Here is a 20,096-nt window from a genome sequence, read left to right as displayed (position 1 = left end):
CCAGAACAAAGGTAAGGCATCACGAAACTCTATTTTCCCGGTGATGCCTGGTGGTGCGCAATTCGACGAAGCTTTCGTCCTCAAGGACGAGCATACGGGCGAAATACTGGTAGGTCGCAAGTACAGAATCAAACGCCAGGACGGGAGCTACGAAGAGGGAATGACCGACGATACTGGGCATACGCATGTGGTCACAACCGCGCATCCCGAAAATCTCATAATTGAAGTAGCAAAAGAATAATTAAGCAGTATCGTAAGTCAACCCGACAATCGCGTGATAAAAATTGATGCAACCAAATTAATAAACTAAAGGCGCTTCTATGGCAAACGCATCCAATACCAATTGGGTGATATACGGCAGTTCAACGACCTCTCCTGTCGAGAACAAAACTCGTAAGGAGGTAAGAGTAGAACCAATAAAATTACTCTTTCTTCTCTTCTGGGTGAAGGGAAAATTTGGTGGATATCTTTATAGCGAGGGCGCCAAAACCAGAATGCACAACATAAAAAGCAGTAGCTGGTACAACGAATCCCTCCACGAGGTACACTGCCCCGATATCGAAGATATATCTGAGATCCTCGATGTAGTCCCACGATACATCGCCAAATTTGGGGGAGCATCTAACGTTCGCCTGCAAGAGGTTAGCTGCCACTCGCATGCAGGGGGAGACGGTCCCATTGGAAGTGTAAATCCAACTAAATATGGCTTTGGGACGCCGGGAGAATTCGGTCAGATGACACTGGATGGCTGGAACTCGATCGACTTCAACTGGAGCCTGAACGATCCCAGATTCATTATTTATGGCTGTGACTCGGCTCTCGAGGCACCTCCGGTCGACCACCCTCAGCAGGAGAAATATAAAAATTTCGCCGCGACGCTTTCAAAAATGAAGAATTTCGAAAACGTCGAAGTCTGGGGCCAATCGACCAAATCAGCGCCATCACTTTTGCCAGACTATCGAATTACTACGGCTGCGCGGGATATGCATACAGGCTGGTTCGTCGGTCCAACTTATCAAATCGCTGCAGGTATGGGCGGAGGACTAAAAGCCACAAGTTTCGGACGATATGCAGATCATTCTGAAGATCAAGAATACATCAAAAAGCATTTTGATCCAGCCAAACCCATGTACTGCTATAAAAATGGAGAGAAGATTATTTCAATTCATCAAGGGTATTTCAATGATCATCGAAAAAAATCGTAAAATATTAACTTTATCAATCCTTGCAGTCGGAATGTCCGCCCTCCTGTTTCTATGGAAGCATCTCACTTATTTCGAGCCGCCTTTCGCTGTTACTGGGAGCAAGGACGTTCTTAGCAAGATGCACGTCAACGTGTATATGTTCAGATACGAATCAAAGTCCTCAATGAGAACAATTTTTTTAAAAGGCAATGCGTATCCATCGGACAACCAGGAGGTTGATCGATTTGAATTTTATATTAACTATGATAATAAATTATTCAGCCATTATGGATACGACAATGTCCCGAGAATGGTTAATGATTCAAGCATCGCGCGCAACACACTACTGATTTGCAAGAAGGGATCCGACATTTATTTCTCAAATCGATCCATGAAATGCGATGAATTAAAAGATCAAAACAAGCTCCGCCCCCTCGAAGAGCAACTTGGCATTGAACTAGCCGGCGAGAAAAAAAGCGGGAGTATAAAAACAAAGACCGACGAAGAGTCATTTATCAGAAACACCAAATCGTCATTCTTTGATATCACCAAGCCCGCAAGCTAGCAAATTGCCTCCAAGTAAATATGTGATTCGACGATCTGGTCTCACCCAACAATATTCGGAAGGAGCGGCAGCATCCAGCAATCCAAGGACTATGTGAAGTACCGGGTGGTGCTGAAGTCGCACATCGGACGCCTGCAACCTGTATGGGCGGCAAATTTCCTGTCGAAAACGCGAATCCATTGCATCGAACATTATATTTCACATCGAAGGATTCTATGTTGTGAGGGCAAAACTTAACCATGCAAAATGGCTCGGCGGATCCGATGGACCTCGAACAACCACAAACCCCAAAAATTTAAATGACCGGCCCTACAGCTCGATGCGCTTGATGTCTCCCACGATAAAGATATACGAGGCCGCGCCGATCAGCGCGATCACGCCGATAAACACGAGCGCCCAGACGAACGAGCCCGTTGCGCTCACGATCAGCCCGACGACGAGCGGCGTGATGATGCCAGCGAGATTGGCCGCGAGATTAAAGATGCCGCCCGTGAGACCGAGCATGCCGGCCGGCGCGATATCCGAAACAAGCGTCCAGCCGAGCGCGGCCATGCCCTGCGCAAAGAACGCCACGGAAAGGATCGCGATCACGGCCACGTTGCTCTGCACGAAGTTCGCGAGAATGATGGTCGAGGCAAGCAGCAACCCGGCGATGATCGGCAGCTTGCGCGCCACGTTGGCCGAGATGCCGCGTCGCAGCATCCAGTCGGAGAATGTGCCGCCGAACATCACGCCAATGGACGCGGCAATAAACGGCATGATCGCGAAGAAGCCGATCTTGAGCCAGCCCATGTGGCGTTCGGTGGCGAGGTAGGTGGGGAACCAGGTGAGGAAAAACACGAGCGTGGAGTTGCCCGCGAACTGTCCGAGGCAGATGCCGGCAAGCTGACGGCGGCGCACCAGCTTGCCCGCCATGCGCCAGTCGAAGCCGTGCTTTTTCGGCTCGCTTGCGGCTTGCGCCCCGGCCTTGCGCTCATGGCGAGCGAGACCGCCGCCCGCCTCGATGTAATCGAGTTCGGCGCGATTGGCCGCGGGGTGCTCGTGCGGTTCGCGATAAAGGAACCACCACACCGCGCCGAACGCGATGCCCACGCCGCCCACCACATAGAAGAGCGAACGCCAGCCGTACGCGCCCATCAGCGCGAAAAGGAAGGGGCTGAAAAACGCGAGGCCGATGTACTCGCCCACCGTATAGGTGCCCGTGGCGAACGCGCGCTCGCTTTGCGGAAACCACGTGGCGACCACGCGGCTATTGGTGGGAAAGCACGGCGACTCCGCGGCGCCCAGACCCAGACGGCACGCGAACAGCGCACCCACGCCGCTGATGAAGCCCTGTGCGAGCGTGCACATCGACCAGAGCGTCATGGAAAGCCAGTAGGTGAACTTGCTGCCGAAGCGGTCGAGGAACACGCCGCCCGGTATCTGCGCGACGACGTAGCTCCACGAAAACGCCGAAAACACGAGGCCCATGAGCGCCGCGCTGATGCCCAGCTCCCTCGTGAGCTGCGGCGCCGCGATGCCGAGCACGGTGCGATCGAGGTAGTTGATCATCGTGCCGACGGCCAGCAGGCCCAGAATGCGATAGCGCGCTTTCGAGCGCCGCATCACCCCCTCGGCGGGGGCGGCTGCGGAAAGGGCCGGCGCGTCGCCGCGCCCCGTGGATACGGGTGGTGCCATGTCTCTCTCCAGGTGTCGGACGGAGTGGGCGCATCGAGGCCGACTCCGGTCCCTTGCAAAGCTCGTTTGTTATTCGCCGGCGTTGGCCGCCAGCATTGATTGCAGATGCGCATACATGCGTTCCGCATCGGGCTCGACGCCCGTGAACAGCCGGAACGCATCCACTGCCTGATACACCGCCATGCCGCCGCCGCTCAACGTGCGGCAGCCGCGCGCCTCGGCCGCGTCGAGCAGCGCCGTGCGAATCGGGAAATAGACGATGTCCGCCACCCATAGCCGCTCGTGCAGATACTCCGCGGGCAGCGGCATGCCGGGCAGCTTCGCCATGCCGGTGGGCGTGGCGTGGATGAGGCCCGTGGCGTGCAGGAGCGCGTCGCGCAGATCGCCGCCCGCGCTCACGCGAGCCGCCGGAAAGCGCGCCTGCAATTCAGCGGCAAGCGACCCGGCGCGCGACGCGTCCACGTCGAATAGCGTGAGCGCCTGGGCGCCCATCTGCAGCGCGGCGTGCGCGACCGCCGCACCCGCGCCGCCCGCGCCCAGTTGCACCACGGCTTCGAGCGAGACGTCGGGCAGGCCGCGCTGGAATGCGCGCGCGAAACCCGACCAGTCGGTGTTGTGGCCGATACGCTTGCCGTCGCGGAACAACACCGTGTTCACCGCGCCGAGCGCGCGGGCGTCGTCGGAGAGTTCGTCGAGCAGTTCGATCACTGCCTGCTTGCACGGATACGTGATGTTCAGTCCGTCGAAACCCATGCGCTCGGCGGCGAGCAACAGTTCGGGCAGCGCTGCGGCCGTGAGCTTCAGCGCTTCGAGGTCGATGCGGCGGTACACGTAGTGGAAGCCGAGTTCGCCACCTTCCTGTTCGTGCATGGCGGGCGTGAGGGAGCCGCCGATGCCCGAACCGATCAGACCGCAGAGAAACGATTGAGCCGTTGCCCGCGCGCCCAGCGCGTTTTTTGCGTAGCTCATTTCGCCACCTTCTTTGCAAGCAGCGCGGCCATGCGCTCGAGCGCAAGCACATACCCTTGCGTACCGCAGCCGACGACGATCGCCTCCGCAACCGGCGAAACGAAGGAATGGTGCCGGAACGCCTCGCGCTTGTGCACGTTCGAAATATGGACCTCGATCACCGGCTTCGAGATGGCGGAAAGCGCATCGGCAATCGCCACCGACGTATGCGTATAAGCGGCCGGATTGATGACGATGCCATCCACATGCGTACGCGCTTCATGAAGCCAGTCGATCAGTTGATGCTCGGCGTTCGACTGGCGAAAATCGATCTCGAGTCCAAGATGCCCCGCCGCCTCGCGGCACAGGTTCGCTACGTCATCTAACGTTTCAGCGCCGTAGATCGCGGGTTCCCGCGTTCCCAGCAGATTCAGGTTGGGCCCGTTCAGGACCAGCACCGAAGGCATTCCCATTGCACACTCCAGAACAGCTTGACGACCGGCGCGGCACATGCCGAAGAACCGATGCATGCTTCACCGCATGGTCTCAAGTGTGCCGCGCAGCGGTCCGGCGGTCACCTGGGGTTTGCCAGAATTTGTACTAACTAGTTAGTTTGGCGTATTCTTCGGGCACTCCGGCGGTAAGTGTGTGTGCGGTGCGCCAGTTGGTTAAACGCCCGCGCCGGACCCTTGTTCAACATCGAAGTCGCAGTCAGCCCGCTCGCCATGCCCATGTCCAGTCCGCCCCGCCCCCCCTCTCGCGCGCTGCGCCGCTCGATCGCCACGGTGTCGATCAGCGGCACGCTCGCCGAAAAACTCGCCGCCATCCGCGCGGCGGGTTTCGACGCCGTCGAGATCTTCGAAAACGATCTGCTTTATTTCGAAGGCTCGCCTGCCGACGTGCGCCGCATGGCCGACGATCTCGGCCTCGATATCGTGCTGTATCAGCCGTTTCGCGATTTCGAGGGCGTCTCGCCGGAGCGTCTCGCGCGCAATATCGAACGCGTGAAGCGCAAGTTCGACGTGATGCATCAACTGGGCACCGACCGTTTGCTGGTGTGCAGCAATGTCTCGCCTGAAACGATCTGCGACGACGGCCTCGCCGCCGGGCAGCTTGGCGCACTCGCGCAAGCCGCGGGAGAAGCGGGCGTGACGATCTGTTATGAAGCGCTCGCGTGGGGACGCCACGTGCGCACCTATGGGCACGCGTGGCGCCTCGTCAATACGGTGAATCACGCCAATCTCACGCTCGCGCTGGACAGCTTCCACACGCTCTCGCTCGACGACGCGCCCGATGGCATCGCCGCGATTCCGGGCGCACGCATCGGCTTCGTGCAGATCGCCGACGCCCCCAGAATGCAGATGGACGTGCTCGAATGGAGCCGTCACTATCGTTGCTTTCCGGGCCAGGGCGATTTCGCGCTCGCGGACTTCACGGCGCAGGTGGTGAAAAGCGGGTACACGGGCCCGCTCTCGCTCGAAATCTTCAACGACGGTTTTCGCGGCGCGCCCCCCGCCGCCACGGCTGCCGACGGTCATCGCTCGCTGCTGCTGCTCGAATCGCTCACGCGCGAGACGCTCGAAGCGGAGCACGTCGACGTAAGCGCGCTCTACCACCCGAGCGCCGCGCCCGCGAACGCGCAGTGGCAGTTCCTGGAATTCGCCGTGGACGATACGGCACGCGCGCAAGTGGCGAACTGGCTCGAAAAGCTGCATTTCCGCCGCGCGGGCCAGCATCGTTCGAAGGATGTGACGCTCTACCGGCACGGCTCGGCCGCCATCGTGCTGAACGCCGAGCCCGACTCGTTCGCCGACATGTTTTTCCAGCGCCATGGGCTTTCGCTCTGCGCCTCGGCGTTTCGCGTAGACGATGCGCGCCTCGCGCTCGAACGCGCCGCGGGCTTCGGCTACCCGCCGTTCTCTGGCCGCGTGGGTCCGAACGAGCGCGTGGTGCCCGCCGTCCAGGGGCCGGACGGCAGTCTTAACTACTTCGTTAATGAGGAGCCGGGGCAGCCCACGCTTTTCGAAGCCGACTTCGCGCTTACGGACATCGATGGTCCCGTCGAAGTGGGACCGATCCTCGGCATCGATCACGTAAGCCTTTCGCTGCCGGCCGGCTCGTTCGACTCGTGGGTACTGTTCCTGAAGTCGGCGTTCGGGCTCGAAGCGACGCCCGCCGTGCTGCTGCCGGACCCGTACGGGCTCGTGCGCAGCCGCGCGCTCATGAGCCGTGACCGCGGGCTGCGCGTCGTGCTCAACGCCTCAGTGGACCAGCATACGGCCGCGGCGCAAACCGTACGCGCCTATCACGGCACCGGCTTGAATCACGTGGCATTCAACACCGGCGACATCTTCCGCGCAGTGCAGGAATTCGAGGCGGCCGGCATGCCGCTCCTGCGCGTGAGCGCGAACTATTACGACGATCTCGACGCGCGTCACGCACTCGACCCCGCGTTTCTCGACGCGCTGCGCGACCACAACCTGCTCTACGACCGCGACGAACGCGGCGGCGAGTTTCTGCACGCCTACACGGAAACGCTCGACCAGCGCTTTTTCCTGGAGATCGTGGAGCGGCGCGGCGGCTACGACGGCTACGGCGCACCCAACGCGGCCGTGCGTCTTGCGGCGCAGGCGCGCCAGCGTGCGCTCGCCGCAAAGGGGGCGCGCGAACCGCGAGATTGATTCAAACGCAGCAAGTCACCCTGGTCACCTCGCGCAGCAGTACGCACGCCGCATCGACCCGACAATCATGCGGCGTAGCACAAAAAATAAGCAGTCCAAATTTCAATGGAGACGCAACGATGAAGAAAACAGGCTTTGGTCCAGGCGCGGTTATCGCGGCTGGCGCAGTCCTCGTGGCCAGCCCCGCGTTCGCGCAAAGCAGCGTCACGCTTTACGGCGCCGTCGATGACGCCATTACCTACGTCAACAACCAGAACGGTCACTCGAACGTCTATCTGCGCCAGGGCAACCTCTATGCGTCGAAGTTCGGCTTGCAGGGCAAAGAGGATCTTGGCGGCGGCACGTTCGCGATCTTCGATCTGCAAAACGGTTTCGATCTCAACACCGGCGCGCTCTCGTCAAGCGGCCTGATTTTCAATCGTCAGGCCTACGTGGGTCTGCAGAACCAGAACGTGGGCACGCTCACGGCCGGCCGCCAGTACACACCCTATTACCTGTTCGTCGGCCCGCTCACGGGTAGCTCGTGGCTCACCGGCGCAACCGGCGCGCATCCCGGCGACATCGACGGGCTCGACACGACCGTGCGCATCAACAATTCGGCCACCTACACGTCGCCGATCTTTTACGGCGTGCAGGCAAGCGCGATGTATGCGCTCGGCGGCATTGCGGGCAGCACCGGCAAGGGTCAGACATGGAGCGCCGCGCTGCGCTATTCCGCCGGCCCGGTGAGCCTCGCCGCGGCCATCCTGCGCATGGACAACGCGCAGTTGACGAGCGGATTCGATAGCGCGTCAACCGGCAGCTTCGGCAAGTCCGCGCTGAACACGGGCTATGTTTCGGCGAGCGCCGTGCAGCACATCGCTGCGGCGGGAAACTACACGATCGGCAACCTGGTTCTCGGCGCCTCGTATTCGAACGTTCAGTACATTGCGGGCGGCAAGTCGATCTTTCACGACACGGCCATCTTCAACACCTGGGCGGCGCTCGCCGTGTATCGCTTGACGCCCGCATTCGACGTCGGCGGCGGCTTCGCCTACACGCTGGCCTCGCAGGCCAACGGCATCACGAGCGCGGCGCGCTACGAGCAGTATTCGCTCAAGGAGTCGTACCACCTCTCCAAGCGAACCACGCTCTACGCGCTGCAGGCGTACCAGCACGCGGGCGGTCAAACGCTCGGCGCGAACGGCGCAGGCGACATCGTCAACGCAAGTCCGGCCGTCGGCGACTCGCAGAACGCCACGCCTTCGTCCACGCGTTCGCAGTTCGTCGGCATGGCGGGTATCGCGCTGTTGTTCTGATCGCTTGTACGCGCAGCCTCTCGACGGCACGGCACGGCGCTGAGTACACTCGCGGGTATCGCCTGAACGAACCCGCGCAAACACGCGCAAAACCGCGAACTCATCGTGCCGCCCCCTGTTCCCGCCATTAGCCCACGCCTGCGCAGCAGGCTGCGCACGCTCGCCAAAACGCAGCCCAAGGCTGTCCAGCGCACCTACGACATGCTGCTCTCGCTCGAGGGCTATAGCGCGCTCTCGGCGGCGGCGCGCAAGGACATCTTCTCGTCGATCGCGTTTTCTGCGGACCTGTGGTTCCGCTGCCTGCTCGACGGCATGCAGCCCACGGCCGAAGTCATGGACCAGACCGCGGCGTTCGCGCGCCGCCGCGTCCACCAGAACGTGCCGCTGCGCTCGCTGCTGCGCGCGTTTCGCCTGGGCGCGCGCGAGCTTTGGCGCACCTGCACGGAGCTTGCCGAAGCGGAGCCGGCACTCGCGCACGAACTGCTATTCGATATCTCGCCGTATCTGCTCGATTACTTCGATGCGATGGCCGAGCACATCGCCGAAGCCTATCTCGACGAACAGCACCAGCAGGCGCGCTGGCGCGGCTCGCTTTTGCAGCAGCTTTACGACCTCGTATTCCATGCGCCCGACGACGCCGCGCGCTTTCGCGAAACCGTCGAGGCGCTCGGACTCGACGCCACGCTGCCGCGCATTGCGCTCGCCGTCGATCTGGACTTGCGCGACCACGCGCCTTCGGTGCGCGAGGATGCGCTCGACCGTTTCGCGCTCGGCGCCGCGCGCCATTTCGAGCTGAAGCCCGACGCGCTCGTGCGCGTATGGCACCGCGAACGTCTGGTGTTCTGGCTGCCGTGCGTGCGCGGCGATTCGATGACACGCAGCGATCAGCGCGTGGCCGAACGTGCGGCGGCGCTCGCGCGCGCCGAGCCGCGTGTACGCAGCATCGGCATCGGCCTGATGAACGAAGGGGCGCGCGGATGGGCGGCCTCCGTGGAAGAGGCGCTAAAGGCCGTGGACTTCGCGCCGCGCGGCAACGTCGCGGACGACGACGGCGAAACCACCCATAGCACGCGCGTGCACCGCTTTTCGTCGATCGCCATTGAGGAAAGCGTGCGCCGCAGCGCCAATGTGCTGCGCTATCTCGTCTCGCTCGCCGGACAACTCGCCACGGAAGCGGACCTGCTCGCCACGCTCGAAGCATGGTTCGCGAGCGGGCAGCGCCGGCGCCAGACCGCCGAAAAGTTAGGTGTCCATCCGAATACGCTCGACTACCGGCTCGAACGCATCGAAACGCTGCTGGGCGCGAAGCTCGACGACGCGCAATGGATAGCAAGGCTGGATATCGCACTCAAGCTGCGCGGCGCGACGCAGGGTTCGGAGCGCGACGGAAAGAAGAAAGAAAAGAAAGGGCGTTTAGGAGCGAAGAAGGCAAAGAGCGCGCCGCGTTGAAGGACGCGGCGCGCTCTTTCTCATGTTATCCGCGCGCTTTCACCCCGCGTCGCGCAACTCCCGCCGCAAAATCTTGCCTACCGTCGACTTCGGCAGCGCCTCCACGAAGCTCACCACGCGCGGCACCTTGTACGCCGCGAGTTGCGCGCGGCAATGCGCGATCACTGCCTCCTCGCTCAGCGCCGCCTCGCGCGTGGCCACGACGAACACGCGCACGGCCTCGCCGCTTCGTTCGTCGGCCACACCCACGCATGCGCATTCGGCCACGCCCGGCAAAGCGGTCACAACGGCCTCGATTTCATTCGGATACACGTTGAAGCCCGACACGAGGATCATGTCCTTCGAGCGATCGACGATGCGCAGGAAACCGCGCGCATCGAACACGCCCACGTCGCCGGTGCGAAAGTAACCGTCGTCGGTAAAGGCGGCGCGCGTCGCCTCGGGCTGGTTCCAGTAGCCACGCATCACCTGCGGCCCCTTCGCGCAGATCTCGCCGGGTTCGCCCGGCGCGGCCTCCATGCCGTCGTTCACCAGTTTGATGTCGGTGGAGGGCAGCGGCAGCCCCGTCGTACCCGTGAAGTGATCGATAGTCCCGGGGTTGAACGACAGCACGGGGCTCGTCTCCGAAAGGCCATAGCCTTCGCGGATGAAGCCGCCCGTAACCGCCTGCCAGCGCTCGGAAACGGTGGGCATGATCGCCGCGCCCCCGCCGCCCGCGAGCCGCAGCCGCGAAAAATCGACCTCGCCGATGCGCGGATGCGCGACGAGCCCCGCATAGAGCGTATTCACGCCCATGAAGGTCGTGGGACGCGCGGCCTTGAACACGTCGATCACGCCGTTGAGATCGCGCGCATTCGCGACCAGCCAGTTCTCCGCGCCAATCGAGAAGTAAGTGATGAGATTCACCGTGAGCGCGAAGATGTGATAAAGCGGCAGCGCGGTCACGACCACTTCCTCGCCTGGGTTCATGTAGCCCGGCATGAAGCTCTTGAACTGCTCGACGTTGGCGACGAGATTGCGATGCGTGAGCAATGCGCCTTTGGAAAGCCCGGTCGTGCCGCCCGTGTATTGCAGGAAGAGCGGGTCGTCGCCGCACAGTGCGGCGGCTTCGAACGGCAACGCCGCCCCTTGTTCGAGCGCGGCCGCAAAAGAGCCGGGCTGCGAGGCGCCCGCGCCGCTCGCGCTTTGGCAATCGCTTGCGGCAACGCTCAGCACGGTCTTGACGGAGGTGTTCGCCTTGATCGCATCGAAGGTGGGCAGCACGCCATCGAACACCACGAGCGTTTGCGCGCCGGAATCCATCAACTGGTGCTGAAGCTCGCGCGGCGTATAGAGCGGGTTCACGTTCACCTGCACCGCCCCTGCCCGCACGATGCCGATCAGCGCGATGGGAAAAGCAAGCAGGTTCGGCAACATCACGGCGACGCGGTCGCCCTTCTTCACGCCCGCGTGCTGCAAGAACGCCGCGAAATTGCGCGAGAGACGATCGACGTCGGCATAAGTGAGCGTGGTGTCGCCCGCACGCAATGCCGGCCGGTGCGCGTGTTCGCGCATCGCGTGGTCGAACATATGCGCGAGCGAAGGATGCCGATCGGGATCGATGGTAGCGGGAATCTCGCCATAGCTGGCGAGCCAGGGGGCTTTCGACACGTGCGTCTCCATGAAATCAATTCGCGGCTTGCAGGCGAGGCGCCGCGTTTCATGCCCATGCTACGGACTTGCCCGCGCCGGGAGAACTGGGAAACCGGATAAGGTGATTGTGAAAAGTCACAAAAGAGTTGCGGAACTTGCCGCGCTGGCGTGGGAGCGCGTGCGACGCTGCCCGCATTGCGGCAGCTCACCGACACGAACGGCAACCAGGTGGCCCTTTCCGGCTCGATGGCAACGGTGCCCGACACCATCGTGGACAAGGTGCGCAACAACATGTGCGTGCGAAGCCCGACGGTCAGGGCGCATCGGCCGAAGCGGTCGCGATGATCACCATCGGCATGGCCGACGCCTATGGATTGCCGGTGCCGACCACACACGTACTCGCCTCGGGCCTGCAGGGCTACGATTCCAGCATTGTTAGTGCTGGCCTGCTCCATCAGTTGCCCTCAGCACCTTGAGCCCTACTGCTGAAGATTCACTGCGATGCGTAAGTAGGACCATCCCAACCTTCGAGGTACTTCGGCAAATCATCCGAGACATCCACCACACGCTGCCGATAGAACAGGTGCATGGTGGGAGCCAAGGCTGCGTCGAGCTTACCATCGGTACCGCGGGCGACCAGGGCGTTCGGGACAACCCGCATTCCCAGTCGATTGGTACCGAATACCACTTCGCCGCAAACGTCGCAAAACGTTTTCATCAGTTGCTTTTCTGGATGTTGAACGTTCTTCCCACACCTTCCTCGATGAAAACCGCGCCGAACTCCCAGGCCGTTCCAGAAAACACGGATGTTCCGTAAAATCCCTGCATGACAAACAGTGGCAGTTCGCCCGCGCGACGGGGCTGCCGTGCAGGTCGACGGAAATCTTCCCACATAGGCACGTAACACGAAGTGGCATAGTTTTTTGTCTCGGTGGCGCAATGTCGCGAGTCATTGTACCGGTATCAAGGTCGAATTCGATGCCTGCGTATCCGCGCCCTTTGCAGTGAGAGTGAATGAAGTAGCATCCGCATTTGCGTTCAGGGTTAGCGCGGCTGGCTCGAATGTGTTTCCATACGCCAGCCAACCGCTACCTGCGGCGGTCCTTATAATCAAATAAAAACACACAAGGAGAAAACCACATGAAAATGGACGCATTTCGTTTTGGAACCACCGACTGGTCCAGCGTCGAGCCCACGCAGCACAAAGGGGAAACGGGCATGGCCACCTGGCGCACGCGTTATTTCGGCGACGAAGCCAACCCGATGCGCGTGCGCATGGTCGAATACTCGCCTGGCTATCTCGCGGATCACTGGTGCAAGAAGGGGCACATTCTGTTGTGCCTCGAAGGCGAACTCGAAACGACGCTCGAAGACGGCCGCAAGTTCGTCCTCACGCCCGGCATGAGCTATCAGGTGGGGGACAACGCCGAGGCGCACCAGTCGTACACGCGCACGGGCGCGAAGCTTTTCGTCGTCGATTGAACGCGGCCGGCTCGGCCGCCTCAGCGTGGCGCGCCGAGATCGGCGTCGAGCCGCTTGCGCAGATCGCGCACCACGCGCGCGGCAGGCACGAGCCACCACGTGGGAGCCGCTACGGAGAAGTCATACGCAAGTGCCGTCTGCGCGGCGCCGCTCGTGTATGCGCGGCAGCGGAGCGCCACCATGTGGCGTCGCGTGCCGTTTTGCGAGCCCGGCGAAAAGCGCATAACGGCACGCAGCGAGAATTGCGAATCGTCGGGCGCGGTCTCGTACGAGTCGATGCTCCACTCCGCTCCATAGTGCGCCTCGTGACGCAATGCGGCGCTCACGCGGCGGCACACTTCATCGGTGGGCAATGCCACGGCGTGTTCGCGGCCCGCCCGCCCCGCGCGGTACAGCGTGCGCTGCGACCAGCCCCAGCCGAACGCGAGCACCACGCCGCCCGCCACGAGTGCCCACTGCAGAACATTGGTAAGCCAGCGGCCGACCTCGAAGCGCGCAATGGGCGCGAGCAGCAAGCCCGCAATCCAATGCGCGACGACGAAAATCACGACGCACGCGAATACGCTCGCGGAAAGCGTCAGCAGCCAGCCTCGCGATGGGTCGTCGAATTTCGCAAACAGGAAGTCGCGCGCGCCGCCAGAACGCACCTGCGCGTCAACGGCCTGCTGCCCCGCGCCGGCCTGCGGCTCGCCGGGCGGCGCCGCATCCGTTTCGTCGCGTAACCCCCTGAGTTCGCCATGCAGCGAGTCGCGTTCGGTCCGCATGCGCTGGATCTCGTCGAGGGTACGCGTGCGCTCCGCTCGCAGGCCGTCCAGTTCGGCACGCACGCGTTCGCGCTGCGCCAGCAGCGACTGCATTTGCGCGTGCAGTTCCTCGGCCTGCGCGACGCTCAGCGCGGCGCGGCTCACCGGCGGCGCATGATGCACGGACCAGTACGCTTCGAGCAGTTCGCGCGCCTCCTTCACGCGCTTGAACTGGTCGTCGGCCCAGCGCATCGAAGCGGCCGTAGGATGCCGCCATTTGTCGGGATGCAGGATCTGCGCGAGATGGCGATAGTGATGCTTGATGTCCGCCTCGCTCGCCCCCGGCTCCAGATCGAGCCGGTAGTAGAGGCGGTCGTAATCCACGGGTCGGTAATCGCGGCCTGGCATACCCTGTACGTGTTCGTCGGAGGATGGGTTGGCAGGCGGCGCAACGCCTGCCCAATCAAGTTAGCGCAATGCGCGCGGTCCGGCAAGCAAAGCGCCGCTGCGCGTCCGCGTGGTTTCAACGCGGACGAGCCGCGAGCAGGCGGCTCAGCGTCGCGAACGCGGTGGCCGGCAGCTCGTGCAGCTTGCGCACGACTACGGCATGCGGATAGAACGCCTCCACCGCGTCGTCCAGGATGCCGATGCCGACCAGCTCGATGCCCTGCTCCTTCACTGCCTGCACGCGCGCGAGCAGGTCGGTGCGCAGCACGGCCGGGTCGCCGTCGCTCGTGGAAGGATAACCGTCCGAGAGCACGAACAGCAGCCGCCGGCGCGCCTTGCGCTGCGCAAGCCGCCCGGCCGCCCATGCGAGCGCTTCGCCGTCGGGGTTCTCGTGGCCGCACTCGATGGCGGCAAGCCCGCTCAGGTCGCGCGAGTCGAAGCGCTTGAACACCCGCAAGTCCAGCCGCTCCACGAAGCGGTTATAGGCACGCAGATCGGCGCCGGCAGCACGCTCGCGCTCGTAGCGCGCGCGCATTTCCGGCGCTTCGATCGAGCTGTAGCCGAGCACTTCCGAATCGAAAGCGAGCTGCGTGAGTGCGTCGGCGAGCGCCGCCGCGCACAGGCGCGCCAGTTCGATCTTGCGGCCCGCCATCGATCCGCTCAGGTCGAGCAGCAGCGCAACCGCCGTGTCGCGACCGCTCGCATGACGGGCCACGCGAAATGGCGTGCGGTAGCCGCGCGAGAGGGCGAGACGCGCGAGCGCCGCGCGGTCGATCTCGCCGCGCTCCTGCTCGCGCTTCCAGTGCGTGAGTTCGTCGGCCTTGAGCACGCGCTCTAGCTGCGCCTTGAGCGCGCCGGTTTCCGCACGCGCCAGTGCGCGCAGCCTGCGCCAGGCGGCTGCGTCGCCACGCCCTGTGAAGTCGGTGACGATGTCGAATGCCGTGGTCAGCGGGATCGACAAACGTGGACGCGGTGGCTCGCGGCGACGTTTAGCGGCGGCGTGCGGCGCATCGACTTCGGAAAGCGATGCGCCGGCGGCGGAATCGGACTCTGTGCTCGGTTGCGCTGAAGCGCCTTCATCGCCGTGGCGAGATTCATCTGGCTGCGCGACGCCGCCTTGCGGCCCGACCTCGTCGTCTTCGCCAAACTCTTCCTTCGCCTGCGCAAGGCGCGCCCCTTCGTCGTCGAGGCCTTCGGCCGGGGCCGCCGTCTGCATCATGTTGTTCGCGCCGCGCGACGCGAGCGAGCGCACGCCCGCCACGATCGCCTCGGCGGCACGCTGGCTCGCGTGGGTCGACTGGCTCGCGCGGGCCGCATCGAGCGGACCGTCGATCGCGCGCAGCGCGGCGGCGAGCGCCGCGGCGTCGCGCTCCAGCAGGCCCGGCGCTTCGTCCCACAGCGCGCGCTCGATCGCCCATGCCAGGCGCTCGCGCCACGCCAGATTCGGCCAGCGCTGCGCGATATCCTCGCTGCGCTGCGCGCGCCAGCTTTGCGCGTAGCGCCGCGCGCCGGGAAATACCCGCGCGAGTTGCGCGAGCACGCGCCTGTCCTCGATCGCCTGCGCAATGCGCCCCGTCACACCGGCTTGCGGCGTGTCGAGACGCCCCGCTTCGCTGTAACGATAGCGTGCCGCCAGCAAGTCGAGCGCGCCGAGCAATGCAGCCTCCTTCGCGGCGTCTTTCTCGCGTTCGCCAGCAAAGCTCGCGGGCAACACCAAGCGTTCGCCCTCCACTCGCGGCTCGGCCGCGCCGAAGCTCACGCTCACGCGCGCGTCGCCGGTCAGCACGCGCGCGAGGCGGCCGAGCGCGCTCTCGGGATCGGCGTTCGGCGTCAAGCCTTCTGTTGCGTCCTGCAAGCTGGACACGGGCGCCTCCGCATTCACGCGTCGAAGATCACGTGATGACGAATGATGCTGCGGATGAGCGCCGCATCGTCCGCGCTCACTTTCGCGTAGATCGCGGGCCCCGCCGCGCGCTCGACATCGCCGGTGCGCAGCATGAGTTCGGCCCAGTCGATCAAGCGCCGCGTGGAGAACGCACTCGCGAGGTCCTCGCGGGCGAACGCGGCGCGGCAGTCGGCAGCGATCGCCGCGAGCGTGTGCGCGAGGGGCCGCGTGAGCGCGGGCAGCGTGCGCAGCAATACTTCGGCCTCCTCTTCAAGTGGGAGGTAGTCGAACAGGTAGACGCGCCAGCGGTCGAGAAACGCCTCGTTGAGCAGGTTCGCTCCCTGGTACAGATGGCGGTACGCGCTCATCGCGCCCGCCGCGTTCGCCGTGGCGAAAAGGCGAAACGAAGGATGCGGCTCGACGATTTCGTTGCCGCGCTCCTTGAGCAATAGCCGGCCGTTCGGTTCCAGCACGGCGGTCAGCACCGCAAGAATGGAGGGCTCGGCAAAGTCGAGTTCGTCGATGACGAGCCAGTAGCCCTCGCGCATCGCCACGGGCAGCACGCCGTCCACCCAGATCGTCTCGCCGCCCTTCACGGTCCAGAAGCCGACGAAGTCGCCGATGGTGGTCTGGCCGTTCATGTTTGCGCGCAGCACGCCGTAGTCCGCGCGCGCGGCGACCTGCTCGATGAAACTCGTCTTGCCCGAACCCGTATGGCCGATCAGCATGACGCGGCGATTTTCTACGATGTCCTGAACGATATCGTCGCCGCGTCCGGTGAAGATATACGCCGCGTTCACGCGTGGAACAAGTTCGTTCGGCTCGCCGCGCGGAAGATCGACGCCGCCGATGCGTACGGTGCGCGTGCTGGTTTGCGGCGCGGCTTGAACGGCTTTGGCCTCGCGCGTTGCTTCGACGGCTTGCTGCAAGGCCGCCGCAAACGTGCTGCCCGCGCGAACGGCGCGCGCTTCGCCGGCGCGCTGCGCTTCGGACACGAAACCCTCGCGACGCCACTTGAGCAGTTTGGCTTCGAGGTTGTCGAGATCGATTTCCGTGTCGATGTCGATATCGGCTTCATCGTCCTCGCCCCGGCCGTGCTCGATGCGGTACATATGCGCGCGCCCGGAAGGCGAAACGCGCCACCATTCGCGCGACTGCGCGCCGCCGCGGGTGTAGAGGCCCAGCGGGTGTTCGTCTTGCAATGCGGGATCGGAGGCGTTCATGGGCGGAAATGCAGGGCGCCGGCGCGCGGTCCGGTCAATCGTCTCATATTACCGGCGCGAGTGGCTTCCCGCCCACGTTCAGCCATGCTAGCGTGACGATCGCCTACCCACCCGGAGCCCCCCATGCCCCAAGCCGCGCCCCCCGATCTCGATGGCGAGCCCGGGCGCGGCCGAACGCTCGCGCGCCACTACCCGCGCGGCCTTCAGATCGAGCCGCATACGCATACGTGGGCGCAGGTGCTCTACGCCGTCTCGGGCGTGATGTGGGTCGAGGTGGAACGCGAAGCGCTAGTCGTGCCGCCGCAGCGGGCCGTGTGGCTGCCGCCCGGCACGCAGCACGCCATCCACATGCTGAGCGCCGTCGAGATGCGCAATCTCTACCTCCACGAGCGCGACAGCCGGCACCTGAGCGAGCGCTGCGAAGTGTTCGAGATCAATGGCTTGCTGCGCGAACTCATCACGAGTCTCGCCGAACGCGCGCGCGAAGACGACGCCTGGCTCGACGCCGCCTATCGCCTCGCGTCGATCGAACTCGCGCACGCGCCTCGCTCCCCGCTGCGCATTCCGCTGCCCGGCGCGTCCGAGCGCCGCCTCGCCGCGCTGTGCCGCGCGGTGATCGACAACCCGTCGGCAGATGTTGGCTTCGAGCAGCACGCGGCCTGGGCAGGCGCGAGCGTGCGCACGCTTTCGCGGCTCTTCACGCGCGAGCTTGGCATGGGGTTTGCGCAATGGCGCCGCCAGGTGCAGCTCGCGCTTGCGGTGTCGCGGCTCGCGGAAGGCGAGCCCGTGAGCGCCGTGGCGCGCATGCTGGGCTATCTGCCGAGCAGTTTCAGCGACATGTTCCGCCGTGAACTGGGCGTGCCGCCCAGCGAGTTTCGCCCCACCGGGACACTTGGCGGCACACCGGGCAACGCCGAAGAGCACGCGGCACAGTGACGCGCGTAGACACACCGAGGACTCAATGCGGCGGCAGATCGCCTACCAGCGGAAACATGTCGGGCGTATAGCCCATATTGAAGTAACCCGCCCGTGCATAGGTGGCGATTCGTTCAAGCTGCTCGGCTTCGCGCGACGCGTCGCGCAACTCGGGCTCGCCGCCGCGCGGCGCGGGCGGCAGGCTCGCACGGCCGCGTCGCGTGAGCCACGCCGGCATCGACAACTTCGACATTGCGAACTCCTTGCAAGGCGTTGACCTCATCAATCTAGACAGTCGGAGGAGCGCGCGCAAACAAGCATTTCTTCGATGCATTGCACACCTCGCTTGCACCCGCTGTAAACGCCCGAAAACCTTACAAACAACTAACGTTTCGAAATTGGCGCACGAGTTGGTTAGACTGCGAGTCTCGGCCCCTCCGCTGCACCCCTTCACTGCGACGATGGAGCCCGGCTTCGACGGCATAACAATCATGAGAATGCGTATGCAGCAACTCGACAGTCACCGGCAGCAAATCGCGGCGCCCAGGCCGTTGAGCGCGCCCACATGGTTTCTCCGCACCGCCTCGCGTGGTGGTCCGATCTCCTGGAGGCAGGCATGAGCGACGTCCCGCAGACGCAACCCGCGCCCCCGCCTCCTCCGCCCCCGCCGCCACCTCCGCCTTCCGCGCCGCCCCCGCAGCCGCGCAAGCGCCGCCGGCTCGGCCCGATCATTCTCGCCATCGTCGTGATCCTGCTGATCGTGCTCGTGATCGTGCATATCGTGCGCAACAAGAAACCGGAGCGCGGCGCGGCGCCGCAGGTCGTAACCGTGGCCGCCGCCACGCTCGGGCCCATGCCCGTCACGCTCAATGCGCTCGGCACCGTCACGCCGGTCGCGACCGTCACCGTTCTGCCGCAAATCAGCGGCTACCTCACCGAAGTGGGCTACAAGGAAGGCCAGGATGTCGTGAAGGGGCAGTTCCTCGCGCAGATCGACCCGCGCCAGTACGAGATCAGCCGGGACCAGGCGCTGGCGCAGCTTGCCAAGGACAAGTCGCTGCTCGCCCAGGCGCGCGCCGACCTCGTGCGCTACACGCAGTTGAACGAGAAGCGCTCGATCGCCGAACAGACGTACACGGACCAGCGGTTCCTCGTCGAGCAGTACGAAGCCTCGGTTAAGGCAGATCAGGCCAATGTCAGGCTGTACGAACTCGATCTGATCTATTGCCGCATCACCGCGCCGGTGTCGGGGCGCGTGGGCCTGCGGCTCGTCGATCCGGGCAACTACGTGACCTCGTCCAGTTCCACGGGCATTGCCGTCATCACGACGATGAAGCCCACCACGGTCCAGTTCGCGATTCCGCAAACGTCGCTCGGGAGCGTGCTCGAGCGCGTCAACGCCGGCGCGAAACTGCCGATCACCGTGTACAGCAGCGACAACACACGCCAGATCGCCACCGGCACGCTATTCGCGCTCAGCAACCAGATGGCCACGGCCACCGGCACGGTCACGCTGCGCGCGAGCGTGCCCAACGACAACGAGGCGCTCTTTCCCAACGAGTTCGTCAACGTGAGACTGCTCGTCGACACGCTGCAGAACGCCGTGCTCGTGCCCACGCCCGCCGTGCAAACGGGCGCGCCCGGCGACTACGTGTACCTCGTGAACGCCGACAACACCGTGTCGGTCCACAAGGTCACGCTCGGCCCGAGCGACGGCCGCAACACCGTGATCTCCGCGGGCCTGCAGCAGGGCCAGCACGTCGTGACCGACGGCCTCGACCGCCTCAACGACGGCGCGAAGATCCAGCCTGCGGGGCCGAGGCCCGCCACGCACGCGGGCGCCGCGAGCGGAGCCAGTGGCGCGAGCGCCCCGCAGCACGGCAGCGCGCCCGCTGCGTCGAGCGCGCCAGGCGCCACGGCGCCGAACGCCTCCGACGCGAGCGCCGCGGCCTCGCAAGCCAGCTAAG

16 protein-coding genes and 3 pseudogenes are annotated in these 20,096 nt (G+C 64.0%); 10 read left to right on the top strand and 9 right to left on the bottom strand.

The features are described 5' to 3' along the window. The 3 genes and pseudogenes from U5768_RS20680 to U5768_RS20670 all read left to right on the top strand — a co-directional run. Positions 1–241: pseudogene (locus U5768_RS20680) on the top strand (hypothetical protein); the annotation flags it as partial. A gap of 79 nt (positions 242–320) precedes the next feature. Next, positions 321–1,205: a hypothetical protein gene (locus U5768_RS20675; protein WP_322032258.1), complete on the top strand. Its 885-nt coding sequence runs from the start codon at positions 321–323 to the stop codon at positions 1,203–1,205. Beyond that, positions 1,183–1,749, top strand: coding sequence for a hypothetical protein (locus U5768_RS20670; RefSeq protein WP_322032257.1), 567 nt, complete (start codon positions 1,183–1,185; stop codon positions 1,747–1,749). Before U5768_RS20675 ends, U5768_RS20670 begins: the two co-directional genes overlap by 23 nt. A gap of 309 nt (positions 1,750–2,058) precedes the next feature. Here U5768_RS20670 and U5768_RS20665 read toward each other — a convergent pair whose 3' ends face one another. The 3 genes from U5768_RS20665 to aroQ all read right to left on the bottom strand — a co-directional run bounded on the left by U5768_RS20665 (position 2,059) and on the right by aroQ (position 4,847). Further along, positions 2,059–3,354, bottom strand: coding sequence for an MFS transporter (locus U5768_RS20665; protein ID WP_322032269.1), 1,296 nt, complete (start codon positions 3,352–3,354; stop codon positions 2,059–2,061). Between the two features lie 141 nt (positions 3,355–3,495). Then, positions 3,496–4,395 (bottom strand): shikimate dehydrogenase, encoded by a 900-nt coding sequence (locus tag U5768_RS20660; protein WP_322032256.1) that lies wholly within the window; start codon positions 4,393–4,395, stop codon positions 3,496–3,498. Next, positions 4,392–4,847 carry a type II 3-dehydroquinate dehydratase gene (gene aroQ / locus U5768_RS20655; protein WP_322032255.1) on the bottom strand — a complete coding sequence of 152 codons (456 nt, stop codon included), beginning with the start codon at positions 4,845–4,847 and terminating at the stop codon, positions 4,392–4,394. The genes U5768_RS20660 and aroQ overlap by 4 nt, the downstream gene beginning before the upstream one ends. 291 nt (positions 4,848–5,138) lie before the next feature. Between aroQ and U5768_RS20650 the strand changes: the two genes are divergently transcribed. The 3 genes from U5768_RS20650 to U5768_RS20640 all read left to right on the top strand — a co-directional run bounded on the left by U5768_RS20650 (position 5,139) and on the right by U5768_RS20640 (position 9,802). After that, positions 5,139–7,055 carry a bifunctional sugar phosphate isomerase/epimerase/4-hydroxyphenylpyruvate dioxygenase family protein gene (locus U5768_RS20650; RefSeq protein ID WP_322032268.1) on the top strand — a complete coding sequence of 639 codons (1,917 nt, stop codon included), beginning with the start codon at positions 5,139–5,141 and terminating at the stop codon, positions 7,053–7,055. A 119-nt stretch (positions 7,056–7,174) separates the two neighbouring features. Further along, positions 7,175–8,353, top strand: a complete 1,179-nt coding sequence (locus U5768_RS20645) for a porin (RefSeq protein WP_322032254.1) — start codon at positions 7,175–7,177, stop codon at positions 8,351–8,353. A 105-nt stretch (positions 8,354–8,458) separates the two neighbouring features. Further along, complete coding sequence (locus U5768_RS20640; protein WP_322032253.1) at positions 8,459–9,802, top strand: PucR family transcriptional regulator; 1,344 nt, start codon at positions 8,459–8,461, stop codon at positions 9,800–9,802. 39 nt (positions 9,803–9,841) lie between these two features. Here the strand turns inward: U5768_RS20640 and U5768_RS20635 are convergent, their stop codons facing one another. Continuing rightward, positions 9,842–11,452, bottom strand: coding sequence for an AMP-binding protein (locus tag U5768_RS20635; protein ID WP_322032252.1), 1,611 nt, complete (start codon positions 11,450–11,452; stop codon positions 9,842–9,844). Between the two features lie 162 nt (positions 11,453–11,614). On the opposite strand from U5768_RS20635, the pseudogene U5768_RS20630 reads away from it, so the two are divergent. Then, positions 11,615–11,853, top strand: a pseudogene (locus U5768_RS20630) (hypothetical protein); the annotation flags it as partial. 74 nt (positions 11,854–11,927) lie between these two features. Here the strand turns inward: U5768_RS20630 and U5768_RS20625 are convergent. Then, positions 11,928–12,351 (bottom strand): annotated as a pseudogene (locus U5768_RS20625) (GFA family protein). Between the two features lie 223 nt (positions 12,352–12,574). Between U5768_RS20625 and U5768_RS20620 the strand changes: the two are divergent. Further along, a complete protein-coding gene (locus U5768_RS20620) occupies positions 12,575–12,916 on the top strand; it encodes a DHCW motif cupin fold protein (RefSeq protein ID WP_322032251.1) in 342 nt (113 codons plus the stop codon). 20 nt (positions 12,917–12,936) lie between these two features. On the opposite strand, the gene U5768_RS20615 is transcribed toward U5768_RS20620, so the two are convergent. The 3 genes from U5768_RS20615 to U5768_RS20605 form a co-directional block, all read right to left on the bottom strand. Beyond that, a complete protein-coding gene (locus tag U5768_RS20615; protein WP_322032250.1) occupies positions 12,937–14,043 on the bottom strand; it encodes a J domain-containing protein in 1,107 nt (368 codons plus the stop codon). 139 nt (positions 14,044–14,182) lie between these two features. Further along, positions 14,183–15,970 (bottom strand): cobaltochelatase CobT-related protein, encoded by a 1,788-nt coding sequence (locus U5768_RS20610; protein WP_322032249.1) that lies wholly within the window; start codon positions 15,968–15,970, stop codon positions 14,183–14,185. A gap of 14 nt (positions 15,971–15,984) precedes the next feature. Beyond that, entirely contained in the window at positions 15,985–17,214 is a 1,230-nt protein-coding gene (locus U5768_RS20605) for an AAA family ATPase (RefSeq protein WP_322032248.1), read from the bottom strand. Positions 17,215–17,337: 123 nt separating this feature from the next. Between U5768_RS20605 and U5768_RS20600 the strand changes: the two genes are divergently transcribed. Beyond that, positions 17,338–18,150: a helix-turn-helix transcriptional regulator gene (locus U5768_RS20600; RefSeq protein WP_322032247.1), complete on the top strand. Its 813-nt coding sequence runs from the start codon at positions 17,338–17,340 to the stop codon at positions 18,148–18,150. A gap of 22 nt (positions 18,151–18,172) precedes the next feature. Here the strand turns inward: U5768_RS20600 and U5768_RS20595 are convergent, their stop codons facing one another. Further along, positions 18,173–18,382, bottom strand: a complete 210-nt coding sequence (locus U5768_RS20595; RefSeq protein WP_322032246.1) for a hypothetical protein — start codon at positions 18,380–18,382, stop codon at positions 18,173–18,175. A 363-nt stretch (positions 18,383–18,745) separates the two neighbouring features. Between U5768_RS20595 and U5768_RS20590 the strand changes: the two genes are divergently transcribed. Continuing rightward, positions 18,746–20,095 (top strand): efflux RND transporter periplasmic adaptor subunit, encoded by a 1,350-nt coding sequence (locus U5768_RS20590; RefSeq protein ID WP_322032245.1) that lies wholly within the window; start codon positions 18,746–18,748, stop codon positions 20,093–20,095. Position 20,096: the final 1 nt, after the last annotated feature.

The sequence above is a fragment of the Paraburkholderia sp. J76 genome (assembly GCF_905220295.1).
In the GTDB taxonomy this organism is placed as follows: Bacteria; Pseudomonadota; Gammaproteobacteria; order Burkholderiales; family Burkholderiaceae; genus Paraburkholderia.
Note: the sequence above shows the minus strand (reverse complement) of the source record. Positions and strands in the feature narration are given on the sequence as shown.

Bases quoted from the DNA above. Each gene is read 5' to 3' on its own strand.
- U5768_RS20590 (WP_322032245.1), top strand. From the start codon at position 18,746: ATGAGCGACGTCCCGCAGACGCAACCCGCGCCCCCGCCTCCTCCGCCC.
- aroQ (WP_322032255.1), bottom strand. From the start codon at position 4,847: ATGGGAATGCCTTCGGTGCTGGTCCTGAACGGGCCCAACCTGAATCTG.
- U5768_RS20620 (WP_322032251.1), top strand. From the start codon at position 12,575: ATGAAAATGGACGCATTTCGTTTTGGAACCACCGACTGGTCCAGCGTC.
- U5768_RS20595 (WP_322032246.1), bottom strand. From the start codon at position 18,382: ATGTCGAAGTTGTCGATGCCGGCGTGGCTCACGCGACGCGGCCGTGCG.
- U5768_RS20670 (WP_322032257.1), top strand. From the start codon at position 1,183: ATGATCATCGAAAAAAATCGTAAAATATTAACTTTATCAATCCTTGCA.
- U5768_RS20675 (WP_322032258.1), top strand. From the start codon at position 321: ATGGCAAACGCATCCAATACCAATTGGGTGATATACGGCAGTTCAACG.
- U5768_RS20660 (WP_322032256.1), bottom strand. From the start codon at position 4,395: ATGAGCTACGCAAAAAACGCGCTGGGCGCGCGGGCAACGGCTCAATCG.
- U5768_RS20605 (WP_322032248.1), bottom strand. From the start codon at position 17,214: ATGAACGCCTCCGATCCCGCATTGCAAGACGAACACCCGCTGGGCCTC.
- U5768_RS20665 (WP_322032269.1), bottom strand. From the start codon at position 3,354: ATGCGGCGCTCGAAAGCGCGCTATCGCATTCTGGGCCTGCTGGCCGTC.
- U5768_RS20645 (WP_322032254.1), top strand. From the start codon at position 7,175: ATGAAGAAAACAGGCTTTGGTCCAGGCGCGGTTATCGCGGCTGGCGCA.
- U5768_RS20600 (WP_322032247.1), top strand. From the start codon at position 17,338: ATGCCCCAAGCCGCGCCCCCCGATCTCGATGGCGAGCCCGGGCGCGGC.